The organism is Alsobacter sp. SYSU BS001988 (assembly GCF_054796215.1).
Genome location: NZ_JBTAMK010000002.1, coordinates 236,963 through 257,801 on the forward strand (window position 1 = coordinate 236,963; position 20,839 = coordinate 257,801).

The 20,839-nt window shown below is 68.0% G+C and carries 19 protein-coding genes and 1 tRNA gene; 2 read left to right on the forward strand and 18 right to left on the reverse strand.

Translation table 11 applies throughout. From position 1 onward, the window contains the following. Positions 1 to 242: 242 nt before the first annotated feature. Positions 243 to 2,369, forward strand: a complete 2,127-nt coding sequence (locus tag ACYVO7_RS05140; RefSeq protein WP_460448768.1) for a methyl-accepting chemotaxis protein — start codon at positions 243 to 245, stop codon at positions 2,367 to 2,369. A gap of 521 nt (positions 2,370 to 2,890) precedes the next feature. On the opposite strand, the gene ACYVO7_RS05145 is transcribed toward ACYVO7_RS05140, so the two are convergent. The 3 genes from ACYVO7_RS05145 to ACYVO7_RS05155 form a co-directional block, all read right to left on the reverse strand. Beyond that, positions 2,891 to 2,966, reverse strand: a tRNA-Lys gene (locus tag ACYVO7_RS05145). A gap of 231 nt (positions 2,967 to 3,197) precedes the next feature. Beyond that, complete coding sequence (locus ACYVO7_RS05150) at positions 3,198 to 4,769, reverse strand: 2-isopropylmalate synthase (RefSeq protein ID WP_460448769.1); 1,572 nt, start codon at positions 4,767 to 4,769, stop codon at positions 3,198 to 3,200. Between the two features lie 335 nt (positions 4,770 to 5,104). Further along, a complete protein-coding gene (locus tag ACYVO7_RS05155; RefSeq protein ID WP_460448770.1) occupies positions 5,105 to 5,563 on the reverse strand; it encodes a BLUF domain-containing protein in 459 nt (152 codons plus the stop codon). A 131-nt stretch (positions 5,564 to 5,694) separates the two neighbouring features. Between ACYVO7_RS05155 and ACYVO7_RS05160 the strand changes: the two genes are divergently transcribed. After that, positions 5,695 to 6,054, forward strand: coding sequence for a hypothetical protein (locus ACYVO7_RS05160; RefSeq protein WP_460448771.1), 360 nt, complete (start codon positions 5,695 to 5,697; stop codon positions 6,052 to 6,054). A gap of 4 nt (positions 6,055 to 6,058) precedes the next feature. On the opposite strand, the gene ACYVO7_RS05165 is transcribed toward ACYVO7_RS05160, so the two are convergent. From ACYVO7_RS05165 to miaA, 15 genes are all read right to left on the reverse strand, one after another. Further along, positions 6,059 to 6,778, reverse strand: coding sequence for an NUDIX hydrolase (locus ACYVO7_RS05165; RefSeq protein ID WP_460448772.1), 720 nt, complete (start codon positions 6,776 to 6,778; stop codon positions 6,059 to 6,061). 8 nt (positions 6,779 to 6,786) lie between these two features. Beyond that, the gene (locus ACYVO7_RS05170) at positions 6,787 to 7,692 is read right to left on the reverse strand and encodes a PhzF family phenazine biosynthesis protein (RefSeq protein WP_460448773.1); all 906 of its coding nucleotides are present in this window, start codon (positions 7,690 to 7,692) and stop codon (positions 6,787 to 6,789) included. Positions 7,693 to 7,704: 12 nt separating this feature from the next. Further along, complete coding sequence (locus ACYVO7_RS05175) at positions 7,705 to 8,826, reverse strand: endonuclease/exonuclease/phosphatase family protein (RefSeq protein ID WP_460448774.1); 1,122 nt, start codon at positions 8,824 to 8,826, stop codon at positions 7,705 to 7,707. 67 nt (positions 8,827 to 8,893) lie between these two features. Beyond that, positions 8,894 to 9,742, reverse strand: a complete 849-nt coding sequence (pdxY, locus tag ACYVO7_RS05180; RefSeq protein WP_460448775.1) for a pyridoxal kinase PdxY — start codon at positions 9,740 to 9,742, stop codon at positions 8,894 to 8,896. Positions 9,743 to 9,869: 127 nt separating this feature from the next. Continuing rightward, entirely contained in the window at positions 9,870 to 10,790 is a 921-nt protein-coding gene (locus ACYVO7_RS05185) for a hypothetical protein (protein ID WP_460448776.1), read from the reverse strand. A gap of 121 nt (positions 10,791 to 10,911) precedes the next feature. Beyond that, positions 10,912 to 11,325 (reverse strand): DUF1236 domain-containing protein, encoded by a 414-nt coding sequence (locus tag ACYVO7_RS05190; protein ID WP_460448777.1) that lies wholly within the window; start codon positions 11,323 to 11,325, stop codon positions 10,912 to 10,914. 282 nt (positions 11,326 to 11,607) lie between these two features. Next, positions 11,608 to 12,630, reverse strand: coding sequence for an ABC transporter substrate-binding protein (locus ACYVO7_RS05195; RefSeq protein ID WP_460448778.1), 1,023 nt, complete (start codon positions 12,628 to 12,630; stop codon positions 11,608 to 11,610). A 60-nt stretch (positions 12,631 to 12,690) separates the two neighbouring features. After that, the gene (locus tag ACYVO7_RS05200) at positions 12,691 to 13,485 is read right to left on the reverse strand and encodes an ABC transporter permease (protein WP_460448779.1); all 795 of its coding nucleotides are present in this window, start codon (positions 13,483 to 13,485) and stop codon (positions 12,691 to 12,693) included. Next, a complete protein-coding gene (locus tag ACYVO7_RS05205) occupies positions 13,482 to 14,318 on the reverse strand; it encodes an ABC transporter ATP-binding protein (RefSeq protein WP_460448780.1) in 837 nt (278 codons plus the stop codon). The genes ACYVO7_RS05200 and ACYVO7_RS05205 overlap by 4 nt, the downstream gene beginning before the upstream one ends. 165 nt (positions 14,319 to 14,483) lie before the next feature. Beyond that, on the reverse strand, positions 14,484 to 15,503 hold the full coding sequence (gene ilvC, locus ACYVO7_RS05210) for a ketol-acid reductoisomerase (RefSeq protein ID WP_406854276.1): 1,020 nt from the start codon (positions 15,501 to 15,503) through the stop codon (positions 14,484 to 14,486). 260 nt (positions 15,504 to 15,763) lie between these two features. Further along, the gene (locus ACYVO7_RS05215; protein WP_460448781.1) at positions 15,764 to 16,402 is read right to left on the reverse strand and encodes a glutathione S-transferase family protein; all 639 of its coding nucleotides are present in this window, start codon (positions 16,400 to 16,402) and stop codon (positions 15,764 to 15,766) included. A gap of 23 nt (positions 16,403 to 16,425) precedes the next feature. After that, positions 16,426 to 16,971 (reverse strand): acetolactate synthase small subunit, encoded by a 546-nt coding sequence (ilvN, locus tag ACYVO7_RS05220; RefSeq protein ID WP_460448782.1) that lies wholly within the window; start codon positions 16,969 to 16,971, stop codon positions 16,426 to 16,428. A gap of 35 nt (positions 16,972 to 17,006) precedes the next feature. Next, on the reverse strand, positions 17,007 to 17,690 hold the full coding sequence (locus tag ACYVO7_RS05225) for a glutathione S-transferase family protein (protein ID WP_460448783.1): 684 nt from the start codon (positions 17,688 to 17,690) through the stop codon (positions 17,007 to 17,009). A 142-nt stretch (positions 17,691 to 17,832) separates the two neighbouring features. After that, positions 17,833 to 19,593, reverse strand: coding sequence for an acetolactate synthase 3 large subunit (locus ACYVO7_RS05230; RefSeq protein WP_406854279.1), 1,761 nt, complete (start codon positions 19,591 to 19,593; stop codon positions 17,833 to 17,835). Positions 19,594 to 19,876: 283 nt separating this feature from the next. After that, on the reverse strand, positions 19,877 to 20,824 hold the full coding sequence (gene miaA, locus ACYVO7_RS05235) for a tRNA (adenosine(37)-N6)-dimethylallyltransferase MiaA (protein WP_460448784.1): 948 nt from the start codon (positions 20,822 to 20,824) through the stop codon (positions 19,877 to 19,879). Positions 20,825 to 20,839: the final 15 nt, after the last annotated feature.

The window sequence follows — 20,839 nt, forward strand, 5'->3', positions numbered from 1 at the left end:
TGCCGCTTCCCCCAGCGCATGAGATTGGGACGAGCCAGCCCAGTTCAACCGCTGTGGTCATCGTGCTCCACGAGGAGAACCGCCACACTTGAGCCTCCGCCAGCGGAGGAAACCGCAATGTTCGTACGCTCGTGGTGACGCGCGGCATGGTCATTCCGGTGATGAGGATCGCTGCGGTCTCTTAGCCGAGCAGGCATAAAGAGAAAGGTTGGCGCGTCAGACGGCGCGCCAAGGAGAAATGCATGTTCAGTGTCAAGAAAACATTCGTAGTTCTGGCTGCCGTGAGCCTTGTGTCGGGTGCGCTGCTGGCAGGAGCCTTGGTCGGATACAGCAAAGCTTCAAGTTCGGTCAGTTCGGCCTATGATGTAAAACATAGGTCGTATCTGCTCGCCGACGAGTTTCGCCAAAGCTCAGATGACCTTACCCGACTTGCCCGAACATACGTCATCACAAGCGATCCTATCTACAAGCAGCAGTACAACGACATCATCGCTATTCGGAATGGGACGAAGGCGCGCCCACGCGACTACCACCGGATTTATTGGGATTTCGTGGCTGCGGGTGAAGAGCAGCCTCGCCCGATCGACCGGCCCATCCCGCTTCTGGACCTCATGAAGCAGGCCGGGTTCACGGCGGAGGAGTTCGCAAAACTTGAAGAGGCGAAAGGCAAGTCGGACGGTCTCGTCGCACTCGAAGTTGAGGCCATGAATGCGGTCGAAGGCAAGGATCGGCTGAGCAACCCCGCACCCGCTAATCCGGCCCGGGCGCGCGAACTTGTCCATTCCAGCCAGTATCACCGCTTCAAGGCGGAGATCATGAAGCCGGTGGACGAATTCTTCGTGCGCCTTGAGCAGCGCACACAGGGCAACGTCGCGGAGGCCGAGGCGAGGCTCAGGTTCTTCGAGTACGCGACCTATCTCGCGGTCCTGATGCTAGTCTGCTCCGTGGTTGCGCTTGCCGGCTTTGTGTGGAGGCGCGTGCTGACAGGATTGGAAGGGATACGCGGCGCAATGGCCGCGATTATGGGGGGCGATCTACACGCCGAGGTTCCCGGCAGCTCCCGCACCGACGAGATCGGCGAAATGGCGGGAGCCGTGGTGCGGTTCCGGGACGAGGCCGCGCGGACGCAGGCTCTCGAAGGGCAGGAGCGATCGGCTGCGCAGCACCGTGCCGCCATGGCCGTGGAGATGGCCCAGGTCGTCAAGGAGGTCAGCACTGTCGTGGACGCCGCCGCCAATGGCGACTTCAGCCGGCGTGCGCTTGCCCAAACGAGCCAGCCGGAGCTCGGAAAGTTGATCGAAGGCGTCAACACCATCAATGCAGCCGTAGATCGGGCGACGGGCGAGTTTTCCGTGGTGCTCGGAGCGGTGGCCAACGGCGACCTGACCCGCACGATCACCACGGCTCATGCCGGGCGGTTCGGCGAACTGAAGGAGGCCGTCAACACGACTGTGGCCCGTCTCTCGGAAACCGTGACGACGATCCAGTCCACGACCGTGGACGTCGGCAATGCGGCGAAGGAAATCAACCTGGGGGCTGATGATCTGAGCAAGCGGACCGAAGGCCAGGCCGCGAGCCTCGAAGAGACTGCTGCGACGACCGAAGAGCTCGCAGCATCGGTCAAGGCCAGCGCCAAGGCTTCGCGTCACGCTGTCGAGGTCGCCGAAGAAGCAATGCAGGTGGCCCAGGACGGCGGCGAGATCGTGCGGAAGGCCGTGGACGCCATGGCTCGCATCGAGTCCGCGTCGCAGAAGATCACCGACATCACCTCTGTGATCGACGACATCGCCTTCCAGACGAACCTCCTGGCGCTCAATGCAGCGGTGGAGGCCGCCCGGGCGGGCGACGCCGGAAAGGGCTTTGCGGTGGTGGCCTCGGAAGTCCGCACACTTGCCCAGCGCTCGAGCGAGGCGGCCAAGGACATCTCGGGCCTGATCATGGCCTCGACGGCGCAGGTCTCGGAAGGTGTGCAGCTGGTGCGCTCGGCCGGCGAGGCGCTCGGGCAGATCGTGCAGGCGTCCCGCAAAGTCTCTGCGACGGTGACCGAGATCTCGGCTGCGGCGGGCGAACAGGCCAACGGCATCGACGAGATGAGCCAGGCCATCGCTCACATGGACGAGATGACCCAGCAGAACGCCGCCTTGGCCGAAGAGAGCGCAGCTTCGGCTGCCTCGCTGACGCAGCAAATCCAGACATTGGACGAACTCGTCGCCGGTTTCCGAACCAGCGCGGGCGCGCCACGCAGCGAGCCAGAGAGACTGATCCAGGTGGCCGATGCAGCCTTCCGGTCGCGCGAGCCTGCCCTTGGAGAACCGCGCCAGCTCCGGAAGTTGGCGGCCGGTGGTTCATCAACCTGGAAGCGGTTCTGAGGTCGGCGACATCCAGGCGCCTTGCGGCGTCGTCTTCGGTCAGGCGCCTCAGGCGCCTTGCCGGTGACGAACTCGGCGACAGGGTCGGAGCCGGCCCACCTGATCCGACCCTCGATGGTTTTAAATGAGTACGGCCGATAGGTCTCGGCCGCCGGCGTCCCATCCGGCTCGCCGCGCACGACGGACGCCGCCACATTCCCATCGGGCTCGCGGCGCTTCCACGTGGCGGCCGGAACCCCAAGCTTCCGCATGTCGTCCGGCGGCATGGACCTCCACGATGGCCGCCGTGAAGATCGCCGGGCGCTCAAAGCGATTCGGTGGACTGGACATGGGCTTGGCGAAGTCAGGTCGATCCTCGGCAGCCGCTGCCTGAGCCGCGACGTCAGGCTTACTGACAGCGCCATCGGCGAGCTCGAAGAGAAGCAGCCGCAACGAAGGGCATGAGCCAGATGTGGAACTCAGAGGCGAGTCTCAGCTCCGCCTCGCGCACGCCCTTCCAACCGGAGAACGTGGGACTTTGATGGTGGGCGCTGTAGGGCTCGAACCTACGACCCGCTGATTAAGAGTCAGCTGCTCTACCAACTGAGCTAAGCGCCCATCAAAGTCTCGCGATTGGTCCGGACCGGCGATCGCCTGGTCCGGCGGGGAGGACGAAAGCTTCCGGAGAGGAAGCGACAGGGCCTCGCCCCCGCGACGAGGGGGTGATTAGCAAACGGCGCCGGGCGTGTCCAGCGCCTCGGCGCATTTTAGTGAAGATCGGGACCCGGCCGGGCTGGATCCCGCGGAAACGGGCGGAGCGTGCCGGCGCCCCGCCCCGTCCGGGCCTGTTCAGCCCGCCTGCAGCGCCTCGGGCTTGCCGCGCAGCCGCTTCGTCATCAGCTTGTTGAGCGCGCCCAAATAGGCGCGCGCCGAGGCGACCAGCGTGTCGGGATCCGCCGCCTTGGCGGTGACCGACTTGCCGTCCTCCGAGAGGCGCACCGACACCTCGGCCTGGGCGTCCGTGCCCTCGGTGACCGCGTGCACCTGATAGAGCTCCAGCCTGGCCTCGTGCGGCGCCAGCGCCTTGATTGCGTTGAAGCAGGCGTCCACCGGGCCGTTGCCGCTGGCCTGCACGGTCTTGTGGGTTCCCTCCACGTCCAGCGTCAGGGTGGCGAGCTGCGGGCCCTGGGTGCCGGCGATCACCGTCAGGGCGACGACCTTGATACGGTCATGCGCGGTCAGGATCTCGTCGTCGACCAGCGCCTCCAGGTCCTCGTCATAGACATGCTTCTTGCGGTCGGCGAGGTCCTTGAAGCGCTTGAACGCGTCCTCGAACGCGTTCTCGCCCAGATCGTAGCCGAGCTCCTTCAGCTTCTCGCGGAAGGCGTGGCGGCCGGAGTGCTTGCCCATCACCAGCGACGTCTTGGAGACGCCTACCGACTCGGGGGTCATGATCTCGTAGGTCTCGGTGTTCTTCAGCATCCCGTCCTGGTGGATGCCGCTTTCATGCGCGAAGGCGTTCCGGCCCACGATGGCCTTGTTGTACTGCACCGGGAACGACGTCACCGCGGCGACCAGCTTGGAAGCGCGGGTGAGCATGCGGCTGTCGACGCCGCAGGCGTACGGATAGGCGTCGCTGCGCGTCTTCAGCGCCATCACGACCTCCTCGAGGGCGGCGTTGCCCGCGCGCTCCCCGATGCCGTTGATCGTGCACTCGATCTGCCGCGCGCCGCCCTGCACGCCGGCCAGCGTGTTGGCCACCGCCATGCCGAGGTCATTGTGGCAATGCACCGAGAAGACCGCCTTGTCGGCGTTCGGCACGCGGGCGCGGACGGTCCGGAACAGGGCCGCATACTCCTCGGGCGTGGTGTAGCCCACCGTGTCGGGGATGTTGATCGTGGTCGCGCCGGCCCGGATGGCGGCCTCCACGCAGCGGCAGAGGAAGTCCATCTCGGTGCGGGTGCCGTCCTCGGCCGACCATTCGACGTCGTCCACCCAGTTCCGGGCGCGGGTGACCGACGCCGTCACCATCTCCAGGACCCGCTCGGGCTCCATCTGGAGCTTGTACTTCATGTGCACCGGCGAGGTGGAGATGAAGGTGTGGATCCGGGGCTTGGCGGCGTGCTTCACGGCCTCGCCGGCGCGGTCGACGTCCTTCTGGCCGGCGCGCGCCAGACCCGCCACGGTCGCGCGCTTCACCCGCTTGGCGATCTCGGTGACGGCTTCGAAGTCGCCGTTGGAGGCGATCGGAAATCCCGCCTCGATGATGTCGACGCCCATGTCGTCGAGCAACACGGCCACCTGCAGCTTTTCCTCCAGCGTCATGGAGGCGCCGGGCGATTGCTCGCCATCGCGCAACGTGGTGTCGAAGATCAGGACGCGATCCTGGGAGGCGTCGCCGGCGGTCTGGGGCGCAGTCATGGGGTGTTCCTTCTCGTGGCTCGCGCCCGCCGCTCATGGGCGAAACAGGGCGCCGTTCGTGTTCGGCTTCCGGCTGTCCCCTGAGCGCCAAGGCGCGTGCGCCCGGCCGGCCCTCAGGGGCGGCTAAGGAGAAGAAGCCCGGAAAGAAGCAGCGAAGCCGACGCGCACGCATCCGCCGGACGGACCGAAGCGGTCTCCGTCTGCAGGCGGCGATGGGTGGCGGATCGAGCCACGGCGTCCTCGTTCATCGCGGCGACGCGCCGCGAGCGCACGTTCATAACCGATCCGGCCCGCTCAAGGCAAGCTGGCCCTTTCGCAGCCGGACGCCGCGGCCGCTAGTGGGCGAGGCCCAGCGCCGCCTCCGCCGGAGGCGTCCAGGGCTGGACCCCGTCCATGGAGGCGAACAGATCGAGGAGTTCGTCGGCCGCCCGGTCGTACGGAACGATGGCGCGGCTGAAGCCCCGTTCCAGAAACGCCAACCGATTCTCGATGGACTTGTAGACCATCGCGAAGCGCCAGCCTTCCCGCAGCAACCGCGGCGCCGGCCGGGCCTCGATCAGCCGCAGATCGAAATGACGGGGATCTCCGGCGATGCGGTGAAGCATCCTGCGCACCGCGCCTTCGGGACCTTCGATCTGCTGGCAGAACCAGTGGGGCGTGCACAGCAGGAAGCTGTCGATGCCGAAGACGACGTTGTTGCGCGTGGCCTGAACCGAGATGTCGACGAAAGCTTGAGCCGACCCGTCCTCTCGAACCGGAAGAACGTGGCTGCTCACGTAGAGCGCCCGGAACATGCCCGCAGCCTCCAAAGATCATGAAATAGATTAACAATTTTTAAAATGATTCGCACGGCCTTCGGTCGCCTCCTGGTTGACGGGCCGGCGCGACTCTCGACACTACCGTCTTCCGATCTGGAGCCTCCTTGATGATCCGCCGCTTTGCTTTCGCCGCCCTCTGCGCGTCCCTGTCGGCCTGCAACGCCACCCAGGCGCCCGGGCCCGTGGCCTCGAGCGCTCCGACGGCGTCGGCCTACGCCAATCTTCCGGTCGGGGTCTCGCCGCCGGGCTTCCGGCTGCCGGACGGCGCGGGATGCGCGGGCGCTGTGGCCCGCTACACGGCCATCATGGACAACGACCTGAACTCCGGCCACACGAGCCAGTCCGTCTACGACCGGATCAAGGGCGAAATCGCCCAGGCATCGGCGGCCTGCTCCGCGGGACGGGAGGCCGAAGCCGAAGGCCTGATCCGAGCCAGCAAGGCCCGGCACGGCTACCCGCAGGGGTGAAGGCTCAGGCCTCGCCCAGCGCCTCTCTCAGATAGGCGCAGACGAAAGGCGGCATGGCGGCTTCGTCGATGTCGCCCGCTCGGCGCACGATGCTGATGTCCGAGAGCTCCGGCTCCTTCTGGCGCGACAGCTCCGCCAGGATGCGCTGGCGCAGCGGCTCCGCCGCCTCCCGAGCCTGCGCCAGGCGCATGAGCGCGATCCGCTGTCCATGCGTGACCACGGTCCAGTCATCCGCGAAGGCGACATCGGCCGCGGTGAGGCCGGTCTCCTCCTCCAGCTCCCGCGCCACGCTGCCCGAGAGGTCGACGGCGTCGCCCACCACGTCGCTCAGGTCAGGGGTCCCGGCCGGGAAGTAGACTTTCCCGGAATTGGCGGTATGCGGCCCCATCACGCCCAGCAGATAGGCCCCGTCGGCGGAGCGCAGCGCCGCCATCGCGAAGGCGTTGCGCATGGTGCGGTCGGGAAACCCGAAGTCGCGCCAGGCGATGAACCGCGAGAAGCCGGTTTCCAGATAGGAGGCCCGGAACACGTCGCCCTCGACCCCGCCGCTGTGCAGCACCAGCACGCGGCCGTCGAAGAGCGCGGGATTTCCGGCTGCAAGCTCGGCCCAGTGGGCCTCGATGCGCTCGCGCTCGGCCTCCGCCCACGCCCAGGGGCGCTGCACGAGCCGGCACTCTACGGCGGCGACCCGGGCGATGACCGGCGCGGCGCTGAGGTCTCCCATCGGCGCATTCACAGGCGCAGCGCTCCTTCGGAGATCACGATCGCGCTGCCGCCGATCGTCGCTCGCGTCAGCCGGCCGCCTTCCACCGAAAGCCCGAGCGTGATCTGGGAGGGCCTGCCCATCTCGTAGCCTTGTTCGATCACCATCGAATGCTCCCCGTCAGCCGGCCGGTCGAACCGCATCACGACGCCCGCGAAGGCCGCCACCGCGGAGCCCGTGGCGGGGTCCTCCATGACGCCCATGTCGGGCGCGAACATGCGGGCGTGGTAGGCGCTGCCGGCGTGGGTGGTCTCCCGGGTGTAGACGAAGGCGTTGGGGTGGTCGGCCGGCCGGGTCCCCTCCTCCCACCGAGAGAGGTCGGGCTTGGCCCGCGCCACCGCCTCCCGGCTGGCCAGGGGCGCGAAGGTGAAGCCGTTGCCGGCCGAGAAGACCGAGCAGCGATGCGAACCGAAGCCGATGTCGGACGCCTGGAGCGACAAGGCCGCGGCGACCGCCTGGTCCGGCGCCGGCGCCCCGACCTCCTCGGGCAGGCGCGGCAGCGTGAAGGTCGCCTCTCCGCAGCCCTCGTGCTTCACCTCGACCACGCAGGGCACGAGCCCCACCTTCTCCTCCAGGCCGAAGCCCAGCACGCCATGGCCCGCCCCGTGGTCCAGGCCGCCCAGCAGCACCGCCGTTCCCACCGTCGGATGTCCGGCGAAAGGCAGCTCCCGCCCGGGCGTGAAGATGCGCAGCCGCGCGCGTTGCCGGGGATCCTCCGGCGGCAGGACGAACACGGTTTCGGAGAGGTTGAACTCCCTGGCGATCCCCTGCATGGCCACGTCGGTGAGCCCTTGCGCGTCGAGGACCACCGCGAGGGGATTGCCCGCCATCGCAATTTCGGTGAACACATCCAGCGTGAAGAAACGACGGCGCATGGCGACCTCCGTTCAGGGAGCCGAGGAAAGGGCGGGAAGATCGATCTCGACGACCAGCAGACAATGGTCGCTGGCCTTGGGCCGGTCCCATCCGACGCGCGGATAGCGGTCCCCCTTGAGGGCGAGCGACGCGATGGACCGGTCCGGATCGCGCGGGTCGAGCGGCGTGCGGTAGGGAAGGCCGCGGCGGACGATGGTCACGGCCGCGCCGCGCGCGGCCAGCGCCGGAGACAGCAGAACATAGTCGAGCTGGACATGCTCCTCGCGGATGCGCTGCTCGGTTTCCGACCAGGCCCGGTGGAAGTGCGTCCAACGCTCATGGACCGGCAGGTCGGCGACGGGGTTGACCCCGAAGCCCTCGATGAGATCGTCCAGGCCCGACGGGGTCCGCGCGGTCACGGATCCGCCCGGGCCGATGATCTCGCGATAGTCGTTGAGGTCCCCGGCGACGATCCAGTGCGCCTCGCGCCAACGCTCGCCGAAGCGTCGGCGGATCAGCGCCCGCACGGCCTGGGCCTCGGCGCGGCGCAGCGGCATGGTCGCCGCGCGGCCGTCGTCCTTGCCGTTGTTCATCGACTTGAGATGGCAGACGAACAGGGTCAGCGGCGCGCCGTCCAGCTGGAGGTCGACCATCAGGCAGTCGCGGTTGAACACGCGGTCGTCCGGCCTGATGCCGAAGGCGGCGATCTCTGGGCCGTAGACGCCGAACTCCCCGAACGTCGCTTCCCGATGGGAGGCGACCTTGACCTGGTCGGCCGCAAGCAGGTTTCGCCTGGCCGCGAAGGCCACGTCGATCCCGCGGCGGTCGTTTCCCTCCACGAGCTTGAAGTGGCCGTAGCGGATGTCCGACATGCGGTGGACGTAGTTGGCGAAGAACGCCTCCAGCACGCGCAGGCTGTCCACCTCCTGCAGGCAGATCAGGTCGGCTCTCGATTCCGCGACCGCCAGCGCGGTCATCTGGCGCTTGTCGTCCTCGAGCGTGAGGCCGACGGAGCGCTCGGCCGTCTCGCGCTCGATCGGCCGGGCGAACTCGGCGAGCGACATGGCCGCCGTCACGTCGCCCCGCTGCGCCTCTGCGAAACGCCAGCGCGACGAGAGGTTCTCGATGTTGAAGGTGGCGACGCGAAGCTTCATGCCCCTTCATCCCACCCCGGGGCCCGCGCTGGCAAGGCTGGCGGGCGCCGCATTCCAGGTTCAGGGATCAAACGCGCTCCACCGGGAAGCGGCGCGTCGGCGCCACGAACTCGTCCTGCGCCGCCACGGTCAGGATCTCGCGCGACCCCGCCTCCTCGGTCCGCTTGAGCAGGCCGTAGACGGAGGCCGCCGCCTCGCCGAGCGCATGGGCGGCCGACCGGCTCCTCAGCCAGTGCACGTAGAACAGCGCCGCGATCGCGTCGCCCGCTCCGTTGACGCTGACGCCGAGCCGGGGCGTCCGCACCCGGTGCGTTCCCTCCGCGTCCGAGGCGAGGAGATCGATGGCGTCCGCGGGCGTCTCGTCCGACAGGAACGAGGTCACCAGCGCCACCTTGGGGCCGAGGCGATGCGCCGCCTCCAGCGCAGCCTTCGCCTCCGCGAGGGTCCCGCAGCGGCGCTCGGCCAGGAGCTCCAGTTCGAACTGGTTGGGCGTGATCACGTCGGCCGCGGGGACCGCCTGCTCGCGCATGAACTCCGGAATCCCGGGACGCACGAAGACGCCTCGGCCCACATCGCCGATCACCGGGTCGCAGCAATAGGTCGCCTGCGGGTTCGCCTCCCTCACCCGCGCGACGGCGGACAGGATGGCCTCGCCGATGCCCACCGAACCCATATAGCCGGACAGGACGCCGTCGCACGAGCCGAGCACGCCCCGCTGGGCGACGCCGTCGACGATCTCCTCGATCATCGAGCCGTCGAAGACCCGCCCGGTCCAGTGGCCGTACCCGGTGTGGTTGGAGAACTGCACCGTATGGATCGGCCACACGTCGCATCCCAGCCGCTGCATGGGGAACACGGCCGAGGCGTTGCCCACATGGCCATAGGCGACATGGGACTGGATGGACATGATGTTCATAGCCTGAACATCGCCGCCGGCGCGTGTCGCGACAAATGAAAAGCCGTGATGCCGGGGATCGATCCGCGTGAAACCACATGCGAAAGCGGCCGGGATCGACCCGGCCGCCCAATTCGAAGTCAAGGGGTCACTGCGCGGTCGAGCCGGAGCCTTGCGGCTTCATGCTCTGCGACCCGCCGGAGCCCTGCATGCCCATCGAGCCGCTCGCCTTGCCGCTCGTCCCGGACATGGAGCCGGAGGTCGACGAGCGGGAGTTCACGGACGCGCCGCCCTGCTGGCGGACCGACCCGGTCTCGACGTTGCGCGAGCGCTCGCGGGTGGCCGAGGCCTCGCCGCGGGTCGTGCTGCGCTCCGCCGAGAAGCGGGCCTCGCCGCGCTGCACGCGGCTGCTGCGCACCGAGACGCTGGCCGACGGCTCGCTGTCATAGCGATGCACGGTGCGACTGCGGCGCGTCACGGACACGGACGGCTCGTCCTCATAGCTGCGCACGATGTGCCGCTTGCGCTTGATGGTGAGCGACGGCTCCTCGACATAGTGGCGCCGATGCTTGCTGCGGATCACGACCTTGCGGGACGGCTCGTGAACGCGGTGGACGACCTTCTTGCGCCGCACCACGGTCGTGCTCGGCTCATCCTCGTAACGGGTGACGGAGCGATGCCTGACGGAGACGCTCGGCCCCTCCGAAACGCGGCTGCGCGTCCGGATCGAGACCCCGCTGTCCTCGCGGGTCCGCGAACCGACCGTCGTGCGTCCCTCTACGTGCGTGCTGGAGCGCTCCGCGCGGGCCGAGCCGCCGGTCGTCTCCGAGCGCGACGTGCCCGCCGCCCCGGACGACTCCGACTTCGCGCTCTGGGCCGTCGCGCCCCGCTCGCCGCGGCTCTGGCCGCCGGCTTTCTGGCGCTGCAGGCTGGAGCCCGAATCGGACCCCGCGCTCATGGACGAACCGCCGGACGCATTCGATCCGGCCGAACCGGCCGACGGGCTGGTTTGCGCCAACGCCGTCGTGCTGATCAGCGCGAGGGCGAGGCCGAGGCTGGCGATTTTCATACCGTTCTCCTTCGTCAGGGACGGGAGGCTCTGGCCCGGCGATCCCGGGGGCCGTCACCGTCCGCGGTTGCGGGACAGGCGCGGCGTCGAGGCGCCGCGCCGGCTGAAACGTTAGTCCGGGTCAGTCGATGACCTGGACGATGCGGCGGGTCTGCGGGTCGACCAGCACAGTGCGGTCATTGACCACCGAGTAGCGGTAGGTGGTCTTCACGCCGGCGCTCGCCGGAACCTCATAGATCTGCACGTTCCGCGGCAGGCTCTCGCCGACGACGACCTTCTCCTGCACGCGCACGGAAGGATGGCGCTCCTTCACGACATATTCCTTGAACCGGGTCTCGTCCGGGCCGGTCAGCCCGCCCACGATCGCGCCCGTGGCTCCGCCCACGACGGCTCCGACCGGGCCGCCGACGACGGCTCCGCCCACAGCGCCCGCGGTCGCGCCTGCGGCGGCTCCGCCGGAGGACTGGGCCTGAGCGGCGATCGGCATGGCGATCAGCGCCGCCAGGGCGGCGCACGAAAGAAGCTTCGTATTCATGGCGTCTTCTCCTCGATCGCCCCCGCCCTCACAACGAGTAAGCGCGGTGACGGTTCCAGGCGGGGCGACCCCCGTGAAGAAACGGCCGTTTGTGAATAGGCATTCATGATGGACATGAACAGACGTTCACGGATCAGCTCCCTCTGATTGCTTTGCAGCGCGGCATGCCTATTCAAAGCGAGCGAAGATCGTAACGGAGCTGAAAGCAATAACGCCCCGGATTGCTCCGGGGCGTTGAGGGATCCGGGCGAGGCCGAATCGTTCAGGCGAGGTTCGGGCCGATCATTTCACCATCTCGGCCGCCTTCTTGGCGAAGCGGGGATCGAAGGTGTCGGCCAGATTGACCTTGGCGTCCTTCAGTTCAGGCTCGAACTGCTTCAGCATATCGTTGGTGCTGGTCATTCCGCTTTCGGAGATCACGCCGGTGATCGAGTAGGTGGGCTTGGAGTTCTTCACGGCGAGAACATAGAGCGCCTTGTCGCCCAGCAGGTACTCCTCCGGGACCGCCGCGGCGATCTCCTCGGGCGAGGACTTCTGGATCCACTGCAGGGCCTTGTAGAGGCCGTTGGTGAGCGCCTGGACGGTGTTGGGGTTCTTGTCGGTGAAATCCTTCTTGGCGTAGAGCACGGCCGCCGGGTTCGAGCCGCCGAACAGCGCCTTGGTGCCCTCCTCCGTCCGGGTGTCCACGACGATCTTGATGTCGCCGGACTGCTCCAGCATGGACAGCACGGGCTCCAGGTGGGAGATCGCGTCCAGCTGGCCGTTGCGGATGGAGGCCACGGCCGACGCCGCGCTGCCGACGCCGATGAAGGACGCGTCCTGCGGCGTCAGCCCCTCTTTGGCGAGCAGGAAGTTGACCAGCATGTTGGTGGAGGAGCCCGGCGCGGTGACGCCGATCTTCATGCCCTTGAGGTCCTTCGGCGACTTGTAGGCGGCTGCCTTGGCCTTGGCGACGCCGACGGCGATGCCCGGGAACCGCCCGAGCTCCAGCACGGCGCGGATGTCCTGCCCCTTGGCCTGCATCCGGATGGTGTGCTCATAGGCGCCCGTCACCACGTCCAGCGAGCCGCCGATCAGGCCCTGCAGCGACTTGGCGCCCCCCGCGAAGTCGGAGATCTCCACGTCGAGCCCCTGCTCCTTGAAGAAGCCCTTCCGCTCGGCGATGGTCAGCGGCAGGTAGTAGAGCAGCGCCTTGCCGCCGACCCCCAGCTTGACCTCCTTCTTCTCCGGCGCTTGCGCGAAGGCCGCGCTCCCCGCCAGAAGCAGCGCGGCAGCCGCCGTCGCAATCAGCCTGAAGGGATTCATGTTTTCACTCCCTGTTGGTGTAATCCTGGAGCGCCTTCGCGCCCTGGTTGAAGCGCTGCATCACACATGCGAGGCGGGCTGCGGCCGCCAGACCAGCAGCCGGTTCTCGATCATGGTCACCAGCCAGTCGATGACCAGCACGAAAGCGGCCAGGATCACCATCCCGGCGAAGACGCCCGTGACGTCGAAGACGCCTTCCGCTTCGTGGATCAGGTAGCCCAGGCCCGCCGCCGAGCCCAGATATTCGCCCACCACGGCGCCGACCAGGGCGAAGCCCACCGATGTGTGGAGCGACGAGAACATCCAGCTCAGCGCGGAGGGCCAGTAGACGTGCCGAAACAGCTGGCGCTCGTTCATCCCCATTAGCCTGGCGTTCGCGAGGACCACCGGGCTCACCTCCTTCACGCCCTGATAGACGTTGAAGAACACGATGAAGAAGACGAGGCTCACCCCGAGCGCGACCTTCGACCAGATGCCGAGCCCGAGCCAGAGCATGAAGATCGGCGCCAGCACCACCCGCGGCAGGGCGTTCGCCATCTTCACATAAGGGTCGAAAACCGCCGCGACCGTGGGCTTGCGGGCGAACCAGAATCCGAAGAGCACGCCCCCCACCGAGCCGATCAGGAAGGCCAGGACGGTCTCGCTGAGCGTGATCGACAGGTGCTTCCAGATCTGCCCGCCGGCGAACAGCTTCCAGATCCGGCCGATCACCTCGAGCGGCGTCGAAAAGAAGAATTTGGGCAGCAGGTACACGCCGCCGATCGGGACCGTCGATCCGACATGCCAGATCAGGAGCGCCACGACGGCGACGAGGGCCTGCAGGACGAGCAGCCGGGTCCGGCCGGGACCGCTCACGCCGCTCCCCCATAGGCCTTGACGACCTCGTCCCGCAGCTCGCCCCAGATGGCCCTGTGGAGGGCGTGAAAGCGCGGATCGAGCCTCACCTCCGACACGTCGCGCGGGCGCGGCAGGTCGATGGCGTGGTCGCCGATGATGCGCGCCTTCGGTCCCGCCGACATGATCACCACCCGGTCGGCGAGCGCGATCGCCTCCTCCAGGTCATGGGTGACGAACAGCACCGCCTTGCGGTCGGCGGCCCAGAGCTCGAGCAGCAGCGTCCCCATGATCTGCCGGGTCTGCGCATCCAGCGGGCCGAAGGGTTCGTCCATCAGCAGGATCTTGGGATCGCGGATGAGGACCTGCGCCAGCCCGACGCGCTTGCGCTGGCCGCCCGAGAGCTGGTGCGGGTAGCGGTCCGCGAACGCCGCCAGCCCCACGCGGCCGAGCCAGGCCCGGGCCTGCTTGCGGGCCTCGGCGGACGAACGTCCTCCGACTTCGAGCGCGATGGCGACATTGTCCAGCGACGTCTTCCAGGGCATCAGCGCGTCCTGCTGGAAGAGGTAGCCGGCCTTGGCGTTCAGCCCGGTCAGGTTCTCGCCGAAGATCGTGACCGAACCGCCGGCCGGGCGCAGAAGGCCGGCGGCGGCGTTCAGCAATGTGGACTTGCCGCAGCCGGTCGGCCCCACGATGGCGACGAACTCGCTGTCGGCGACGCGCAGGGTGGTCGGCGCCACGGCCTCATAAACCGGCTGCGATCCGCCCCCGTACGTGATCGAAACGCCGTCCAGCGCCACAGCAGGAGGCTTCACCCCCGGCGCATCGCGTTCGATGACGCGCAACACCACCATCTGGAACGCTCTCCCGCACGCTTCGCCGCCGCCGCAGCGGCCCTTGTTTTCGGCCCGCAGGGTAGTGAGCGCAACTCCTAAGGGCAAGAAAAAGCCCCCGCCGATCGCTCGGCGGAGGCTGTCCCGTCACGGACGCGGGTGCGGGCGCGAGAGCCCGCCCGAGTCTCAGTTCTTCGACTTGTCGACCAGCGCCTTGGCCTTGATCCAGGGCATCATGTCGCGCAGCTTGCCGCCGACTTCCTCGATCTGGTGGGCGGCGTTGCGGGCGCGGACGGCCTTGAACGAGGTCTGGTTGACCTTGTTCTCCAGCATCCAGTCGCGCGTGAACTTGCCGGTCTGGATGTCGTTGAGGACGCGCTTCATCTCGGCCTTGGTCTCCGAGGTGATGATGCGCGGGCCGGTCACGTACTCGCCGTACTCGGCGGTGTTCGAGATCGAGTAGTTCATGTTGGCGATGCCGCCCTCGTAGATGAGGTCGACGATCAGCTTCACCTCGTGCAGGCACTCGAAATAGGCCATCTCGGGGGCGTAGCCCGCCTCGACCAGCGTCTCGAAGCCGGCGCGGATCAGCTCAACGAGGCCGCCGCAGAGCACGACCTGCTCGCCGAACAGGTCCGTCTCGCACTCTTCCTTGAAGGTCGTCTCGATGACGCCGGCGCGGCCGCCGCCATTCGCGGAAGCGTAGGAGAGGCCGAGGTCATGCGCGTTGCCGGAGGCGTCCTGGTGGATCGCGATCAGGGTCGGCACGCCGCCGCCGCGCTGGTACTCGGAGCGCACCGTGTGGCCGGGGCCCTTGGGGGCGACCATGAGGACGTCGAGGTCCTTGCGCGGCTCGATCAGGTTGAAGTGCACGTTGAGGCCGTGCGCGAACATCAGGGCCGCGCCCTGCTTCATGTTCGGGGCGAGCTCGTCGCGGTAGATGTCGGCCTGCAGCTCGTCCGGGGTGAGCATCATCACCACGTCGGCCCACTTGGCGGCTTCCACCACGGTCATGACCTTCAGGCCTTCGCCCTCGGCCTTCTTCACGGTCGGCGAGCCGGCGCGCAGCGCCACCGCGATGTTCTTCACGCCGCTGTCGCGCAGGTTCAGCGCGTGGGCGTGGCCCTGCGAGCCGTAGCCCACGATGGCGACGTTCTTGCCCTTGATCAGGTTGATGTCCGCGTCGCGGTCGTAATAAACGCGCATGGGTGTCGTCCTCTCTTGGGCTCCCGCCCCCGGCGGTTCGGCCCTCTGCCTGTTGGTGTTCCGTCCGGCCGGGTGGTGGATGGAGGTCCCGGCGGTGCTTTACTGGTCGCAAGGCCCGTAAACAAGCCCCACGCACAAGGTCCGCGCGCATGGACGCCATGCGGCCGCCGACACAATCTTGCTCCCCGACGCGGTGCGGCGACGGCTTCCGTCGCCTGACTTCGTCGAAGCGACAGATCCGGTCCCGCGGCTCCGGGTCGTCAGGGAAGCTGCAGCCCTTCCCGCTCGAACACGCGGCGGACCGCCGGCCGCTCGGCCATCCGGCGGGCATGAGCCGTCCAGTGGGGATAGGCCGCCGGCATGTCGAAGCCCAGGGTCGGGCCGCGGCCCCACAGCCAGAACACCAGGACGTAGAAATCCGCGACCGAGAGGCTGTCGCCCGCCGCGAAGATGCGGCCAGCGAGGCGCGCATCCACCTGCGACCAGACGTCGAGGCACGTCTCGCGCCCCTTCTCCATCACCTCCGCCTTGGCGGCGTCGCTCGAGGCGTAGCGTTCCGGGCGGCGCACATGCGCGTAGGAGACATGCACCGTCGACGAGCACCAGGCCAGCCATTCGGCGCAGCGCGCCTCGTCGCGGGGATCGTCGGGCCAGAGGCCCGCCGCCGGATGCGTCCGGGCGACATAGCGCAAGATGGCGGGAACTTCGGTGAGCACCCAATCGCCATCGACCAGCGCCGGGACGCGGCCCTTCGGGTTGAGCGCCAGATAGGCCGGCGAACGCTGCTCCCCCTCGGCGAAATTCACCCGCACCGGCTCGAACGCGGCGCCGGCCTCCTCGAGGACGAGATGCGCGGCGAGCGAGCACGCCCCCGGCGAATGATAGAGCTTCAGCGACATGGAGATCTCCTGGCTGTCCGGGTCTAGATCGCTTCCGCGCCGCGGCCCATCGCGGCGATGCCGGTCCGCGACACCTCGACGAGGCCCACCACCGCCATGACGCGCAGGAAGCGCTCGATCTCTTCCGTCGCGCCCGTAAGCTCGAAGACGAAGGAGGTGAGCGTGGCGTCCAGCGTCCGCGCCCCGAACGCCACGGCCAGCCGCATGGCCTCGACCCGGCTCTCGCCGGAGCCGACGACCTTCACCAAGGCGAGCTCGCGTTCGATCGCCTCGCCCTGGACGGTGAGGTCCACCACCCGGTGGACCGGGACGAGGCGGTCGAGTTGATGCTTGATCTGCTCGATCACCTGCGCGGTCCCGGTGGTCACGATCGTGATGCGCGAGACATGCGCCTCATGTTCGGTTTCCGAGACTGTCAGGCTCTCGATGTTGTAGCCGCGCCCGGAGAACAGCCCCGCGATGCGGGCGAGAACGCCCGGCTCGTTGTCGACGAGCACCGACAAGGTGTGGCGCGCCGGAGGCTGCGTCTTCGGGGCGTCGGAATAATGGGATTTCATCGGCATGTTCATCGTAGCCCCTTCCACATCGGTTTCGCCGCCCGTCCTCACCTGGCCCTGAAGGGCCCGATCGCGGGCTCATCGACCTCGTCGTGAGCGACGACCCACGATTCGCGCATCCCCGCCTCCTGCCATTCCACGAAGGCCGGATGGTCCAGGACGGCGTCCATATAGGCCCGGACAGGGCCCGGCACGGCGATGCTGTAGGTCTGCAGGCGCGTCACCACGGGCGCGAACATCGCGTCCGCCGCCGTGAAGGCGCCGAACAGGAACGGCCCGCCGGCGGGAGCGCCGAAGCGCTCCCGCGCAAGGGACCAGAGCTGCGCCACCCTGGCGACGTCCTTGGCGACAAGCTCGCCGCGGTCCATCGCGGCGAAGCGCTTGCGCAGGTTCATCGGACAGGCGGACCTCAGCCCGCGAAAGCCGGCATGCATCTCCGCCGAGATCGTCCGCGCGAAGGCCCGGGCCTTGATGTCCTCCGGCCAGACCCGCTTCTCGGGAAACCGGTCGGCCAGATAGTCCATGATCGCCAGCGACTCCCACACGGTGACGTCGCCGTCCACCAGGATCGGCACCGTCGAGCCGGCCTGATAGGCGCTGACGCGCGGCCGGAACTCCGGCGTATCGAGCGGGAACAGGTCCTCCTCGAAGGGGATGTCCAGAGCCCGCATCAGGATCCACGGCCGCAGCGACCAGGACGAGTAGGCCTTGTTGGCGATGACGAGCTTCATGGAGCGGCTTCCTGGAGCAGTGCGACGCGCGGGGCGCCTGGCAGGTCGCCGGCCGCGGCGGCGCGGTCGGCGATGACGAGGGTTTCAGCGTCGCCGCCGAGAGAAGTCGACGGCGAGCAAGAGGTGCGGGGCGCCGATCGCCTCACACCAGTTCGCGCCCCCTGGCGTCGATGATGTCGCCGGTCTCGCCTTCGAAGTCGGGCAGGATCATCTCGTTGTGAGCCTTCCCGGACGGGATCATGGGGAAGCAGTTCTCGTTCTTCGACACGATGCAGTCGAAGATCACGGCCTTGGGACTGTCGATCATCTCCAGGATCGCGCGATCGAGATCGTCCGGATCCGAGCAGCGGATGCCGTGCCCGCCATAGGCTTCGGCCAGCTTGACGAAGTCCGGCAGCGCCTCCGAGTAGCTCTCCGAATAGCGCCCGCCATGCAGCAGCTCCTGCCACTGGCGCACCATGCCCATATACTGATTGTTCAAGATGAAGATCTTCACCGGCAGCCGATACTGCAGCGCCGTCGACATCTCCTGCATGTTCATCAGGATCGAGGCCTCGCCGGCGATGTCGATGACGAGCGCGCCCGGATGGGCCATCTGCACGCCCACGGCCGCCGGCAGGCCGTAGCCCATGGTGCCGAGGCCGCCCGACGTCATCCAGCGGTTCGGCTCCTGGAAGTGGAAATACTGCGCGGCCCACATCTGGTGCTGGCCGACCTCCGTCGTCACATAGACGTCCCGGTCCTTGGTCAGTTCGTACAGGCGCTGGACCGCGTATTGCGGCTTGATCACCTTCGGATCCTTGCGGAACCCGAGGCAGTTGCGCTCGCGCCAGCCTTCGATCCGCTTCCACCACTCGGCGTGGGCGGCCTTGTCGACCTGCGGCGCCTGGGTGCGCCAGAGCCGGACCATGTCCTCCAGCACGTGGCCGCAATCGCCCACGATGCCGATGTCGACCCGCACGTTCTTGTTGATGGACGAGGGATCGATGTCGATGTGGATCTTCTTGGACCGCGGCGAGAAGGCGTCCAGCCGGCCGGTGATGCGGTCGTCGAAGCGCGCGCCGATGCAGATCATGACGTCGCAGTCATGCATCGCCAGGTTGGCCTCATAGGTCCCGTGCATGCCCAGCATGCCGAGCCACTGCCGATCGGCGGCCGGATAGGCGCCGAGCCCCATCAGCGTGGAGGTGATCGGGTAGCCGGTCAGGCGCACGAGTTCGCGCAGCAGCGCGGACGCCTCCGGGCCGGAGTTGATGATGCCTCCGCCCGTATAGAAGACGGGCCGCTTGGCCGAGGCGATCAGGTCGACCGCGGCGCGAATGCGGTTCATGTCGCCCTTGATCTGCGGGCGATAGGTCTTGTGCTGGTTCGACATGGGCTTGGCGTAGGAGCCCTTGGCGAACTGGATGTCCTTCGGGATGTCGACCACCACCGGCCCCGGACGCCCGTTGGAGGCGACGTAGAACGCCTCGTGCAGGATGCGCGGCAGGTCTTCGATGGAGCGGACGAGATAGTTGTGCTTGGTGCAGTGGCGCGTGATGCCGACCGTGTCGCACTCCTGGAACGCGTCCGAGCCGATGAGATGCGTGGGCACCTGGCCGGTGATGCAGACCAGGGGGATGGAATCCAGCATGGCGTCGGTGAGGCCGGTGACCGCGTTGGTCGCGCCCGGACCCGACGTCACCAGCACGCAGCCGACCTTGCCGGAGGAGCGGGCGTAGCCCTCCGCGGCGTGAACGGCCCCCTGCTCGTGCCGAACCAGGACGTGCTTCACCTGGTCCTGATGGAAGATCGCGTCGTAGATCGGCAGCACGGCTCCGCCGGGATAGCCGAAGATGTGCTCGACGCCCTGGTCCTGGAGCGCCTGGACGACCATTTCGGCGCCGGTCATCTGTCGGGTCATCGGTTTGCTCCCATCAGGTTCGTTCAAAGGGTGGTCGGTCGGACGGTCGGCGTTCGGGACGTTCAGGCAACAAAAAAGGCCCCGGTGAGGGACCTCGGACACGGCGCCATCGTCGGGATTGCGGTCTATGACCGTCCCGTCTCTGGCGCCCCGGTTACAATAAGAATGTTGCGCACGCGCGCGTCCCTCGATTGCGAAACGTGCGGGACCGTAGTCGCCCGCCGAAAACCCGTCAAGCGCTTTCCGAGGAGAGCTTGAGCCCGAGCCGCCTCGCCCGGCGGCCTCATGGCGATGTCACCGGCGGCCCCTCGACGAAGCTGAGGCTCGCCAGCATCGCCCTCTCCGCTTCGGCGGGCGTCAGCCAGAGCCAGCCTTCGCCCTGGTGCCGGAACCAGGTGAACTGCCGCTTGGCGTAGTGGCGCGTGTCCGCCTTGGCGCGCTCGATCGCCTCGGGCAGCGCCATCTCGTCCCGCAGCGCCTTGATTAGCCACGGCGCGCCATGGGCCCGCATGGCCGGGAGCGCAGGGTCGAGCCCCCGCGCCGCCAGGGCCTTCACCTCCTCCAGCGCGCCCAGGCTCACCATGGCGTCGAATCTCGCGTCGATCCGGCGGTAGAGATCGTCCCTGTCCGGGGCGAGGAACACCCTCAGGCAGGCCTCCGGCTCGAGGAGGCGTCCCTGCCGCTCGCCCTGGAAGCGGACGAGCGGCCGCCCGGTGGCCTGGAACACCTCCATGGCGCGCACGATCCTCTGGCGATCGCTCGGCCGCAGCGTGGCCGCCGTGTCCGGGTCGCGGTGCGCCAGCTCGGCGTGGAGCTGCTCGGCCGGCACATCCGTGGTGGCGGCCCGCACGGCCGCGCGGACCTCCTCGGGGACCTCCGGGATCTCCGAAAGGCCCTCCAGCAACGCCTTGAAATAGAGCCCCGTCCCGCCCGTCACGATCGGGATCCGCCCGGCCGCCGTCTGCGCGCGTAGCTCGACCGCGGCCGCGCGCGACCATTTTCCGACCGAGTAGGCTTCCGCCGCGTCGACATGGCCGAAGAGCCGGTGCGGGGCGGCCTTCTCCTCGTCCGGGCTGGGACGGGCCGTGATGATGCGCAGGTCCCTGTAGACCTGCATCGAATCGGCGTTGATCACGGCGCCGCCGAGACGCCGAGCCAGGTTCACCGCGAGGGCGGACTTGCCGCTCGCGGTCGGTCCTGCGATGAGGATGGCCTGGAAACCGTGCGCCACCGCGCGTCACCCGCT

Bases quoted from the DNA above. Each gene is read 5' to 3' on its own strand.
- ACYVO7_RS05140 (WP_460448768.1), top strand. From the start codon at position 243: ATGTTCAGTGTCAAGAAAACATTCGTAGTTCTGGCTGCCGTGAGCCTT.
- ACYVO7_RS05150 (WP_460448769.1), bottom strand. From the start codon at position 4,769: ATGACTGCGCCCCAGACCGCCGGCGACGCCTCCCAGGATCGCGTCCTG.
- ACYVO7_RS05155 (WP_460448770.1), bottom strand. From the start codon at position 5,563: ATGTTCCGGGCGCTCTACGTGAGCAGCCACGTTCTTCCGGTTCGAGAG.
- ACYVO7_RS05160 (WP_460448771.1), top strand. From the start codon at position 5,695: ATGATCCGCCGCTTTGCTTTCGCCGCCCTCTGCGCGTCCCTGTCGGCC.
- ACYVO7_RS05165 (WP_460448772.1), bottom strand. From the start codon at position 6,778: ATGGGAGACCTCAGCGCCGCGCCGGTCATCGCCCGGGTCGCCGCCGTA.
- ACYVO7_RS05170 (WP_460448773.1), bottom strand. From the start codon at position 7,692: ATGCGCCGTCGTTTCTTCACGCTGGATGTGTTCACCGAAATTGCGATG.
- ACYVO7_RS05175 (WP_460448774.1), bottom strand. From the start codon at position 8,826: ATGAAGCTTCGCGTCGCCACCTTCAACATCGAGAACCTCTCGTCGCGC.
- pdxY (WP_460448775.1), bottom strand. From the start codon at position 9,742: ATGAACATCATGTCCATCCAGTCCCATGTCGCCTATGGCCATGTGGGC.
- ACYVO7_RS05185 (WP_460448776.1), bottom strand. From the start codon at position 10,790: ATGAAAATCGCCAGCCTCGGCCTCGCCCTCGCGCTGATCAGCACGACG.
- ACYVO7_RS05190 (WP_460448777.1), bottom strand. From the start codon at position 11,325: ATGAATACGAAGCTTCTTTCGTGCGCCGCCCTGGCGGCGCTGATCGCC.
- ACYVO7_RS05195 (WP_460448778.1), bottom strand. From the start codon at position 12,630: ATGAATCCCTTCAGGCTGATTGCGACGGCGGCTGCCGCGCTGCTTCTG.
- ACYVO7_RS05205 (WP_460448780.1), bottom strand. From the start codon at position 14,318: ATGGTGGTGTTGCGCGTCATCGAACGCGATGCGCCGGGGGTGAAGCCT.
- ilvC (WP_406854276.1), bottom strand. From the start codon at position 15,503: ATGCGCGTTTATTACGACCGCGACGCGGACATCAACCTGATCAAGGGC.
- ACYVO7_RS05215 (WP_460448781.1), bottom strand. From the start codon at position 16,402: ATGTCGCTGAAGCTCTATCATTCGCCGGGGGCGTGCTCGCTCGCCGCG.
- ilvN (WP_460448782.1), bottom strand. From the start codon at position 16,971: ATGAACATGCCGATGAAATCCCATTATTCCGACGCCCCGAAGACGCAG.
- ACYVO7_RS05225 (WP_460448783.1), bottom strand. From the start codon at position 17,690: ATGAAGCTCGTCATCGCCAACAAGGCCTACTCGTCCTGGTCGCTGCGG.
- ACYVO7_RS05230 (WP_406854279.1), bottom strand. From the start codon at position 19,593: ATGACCCGACAGATGACCGGCGCCGAAATGGTCGTCCAGGCGCTCCAG.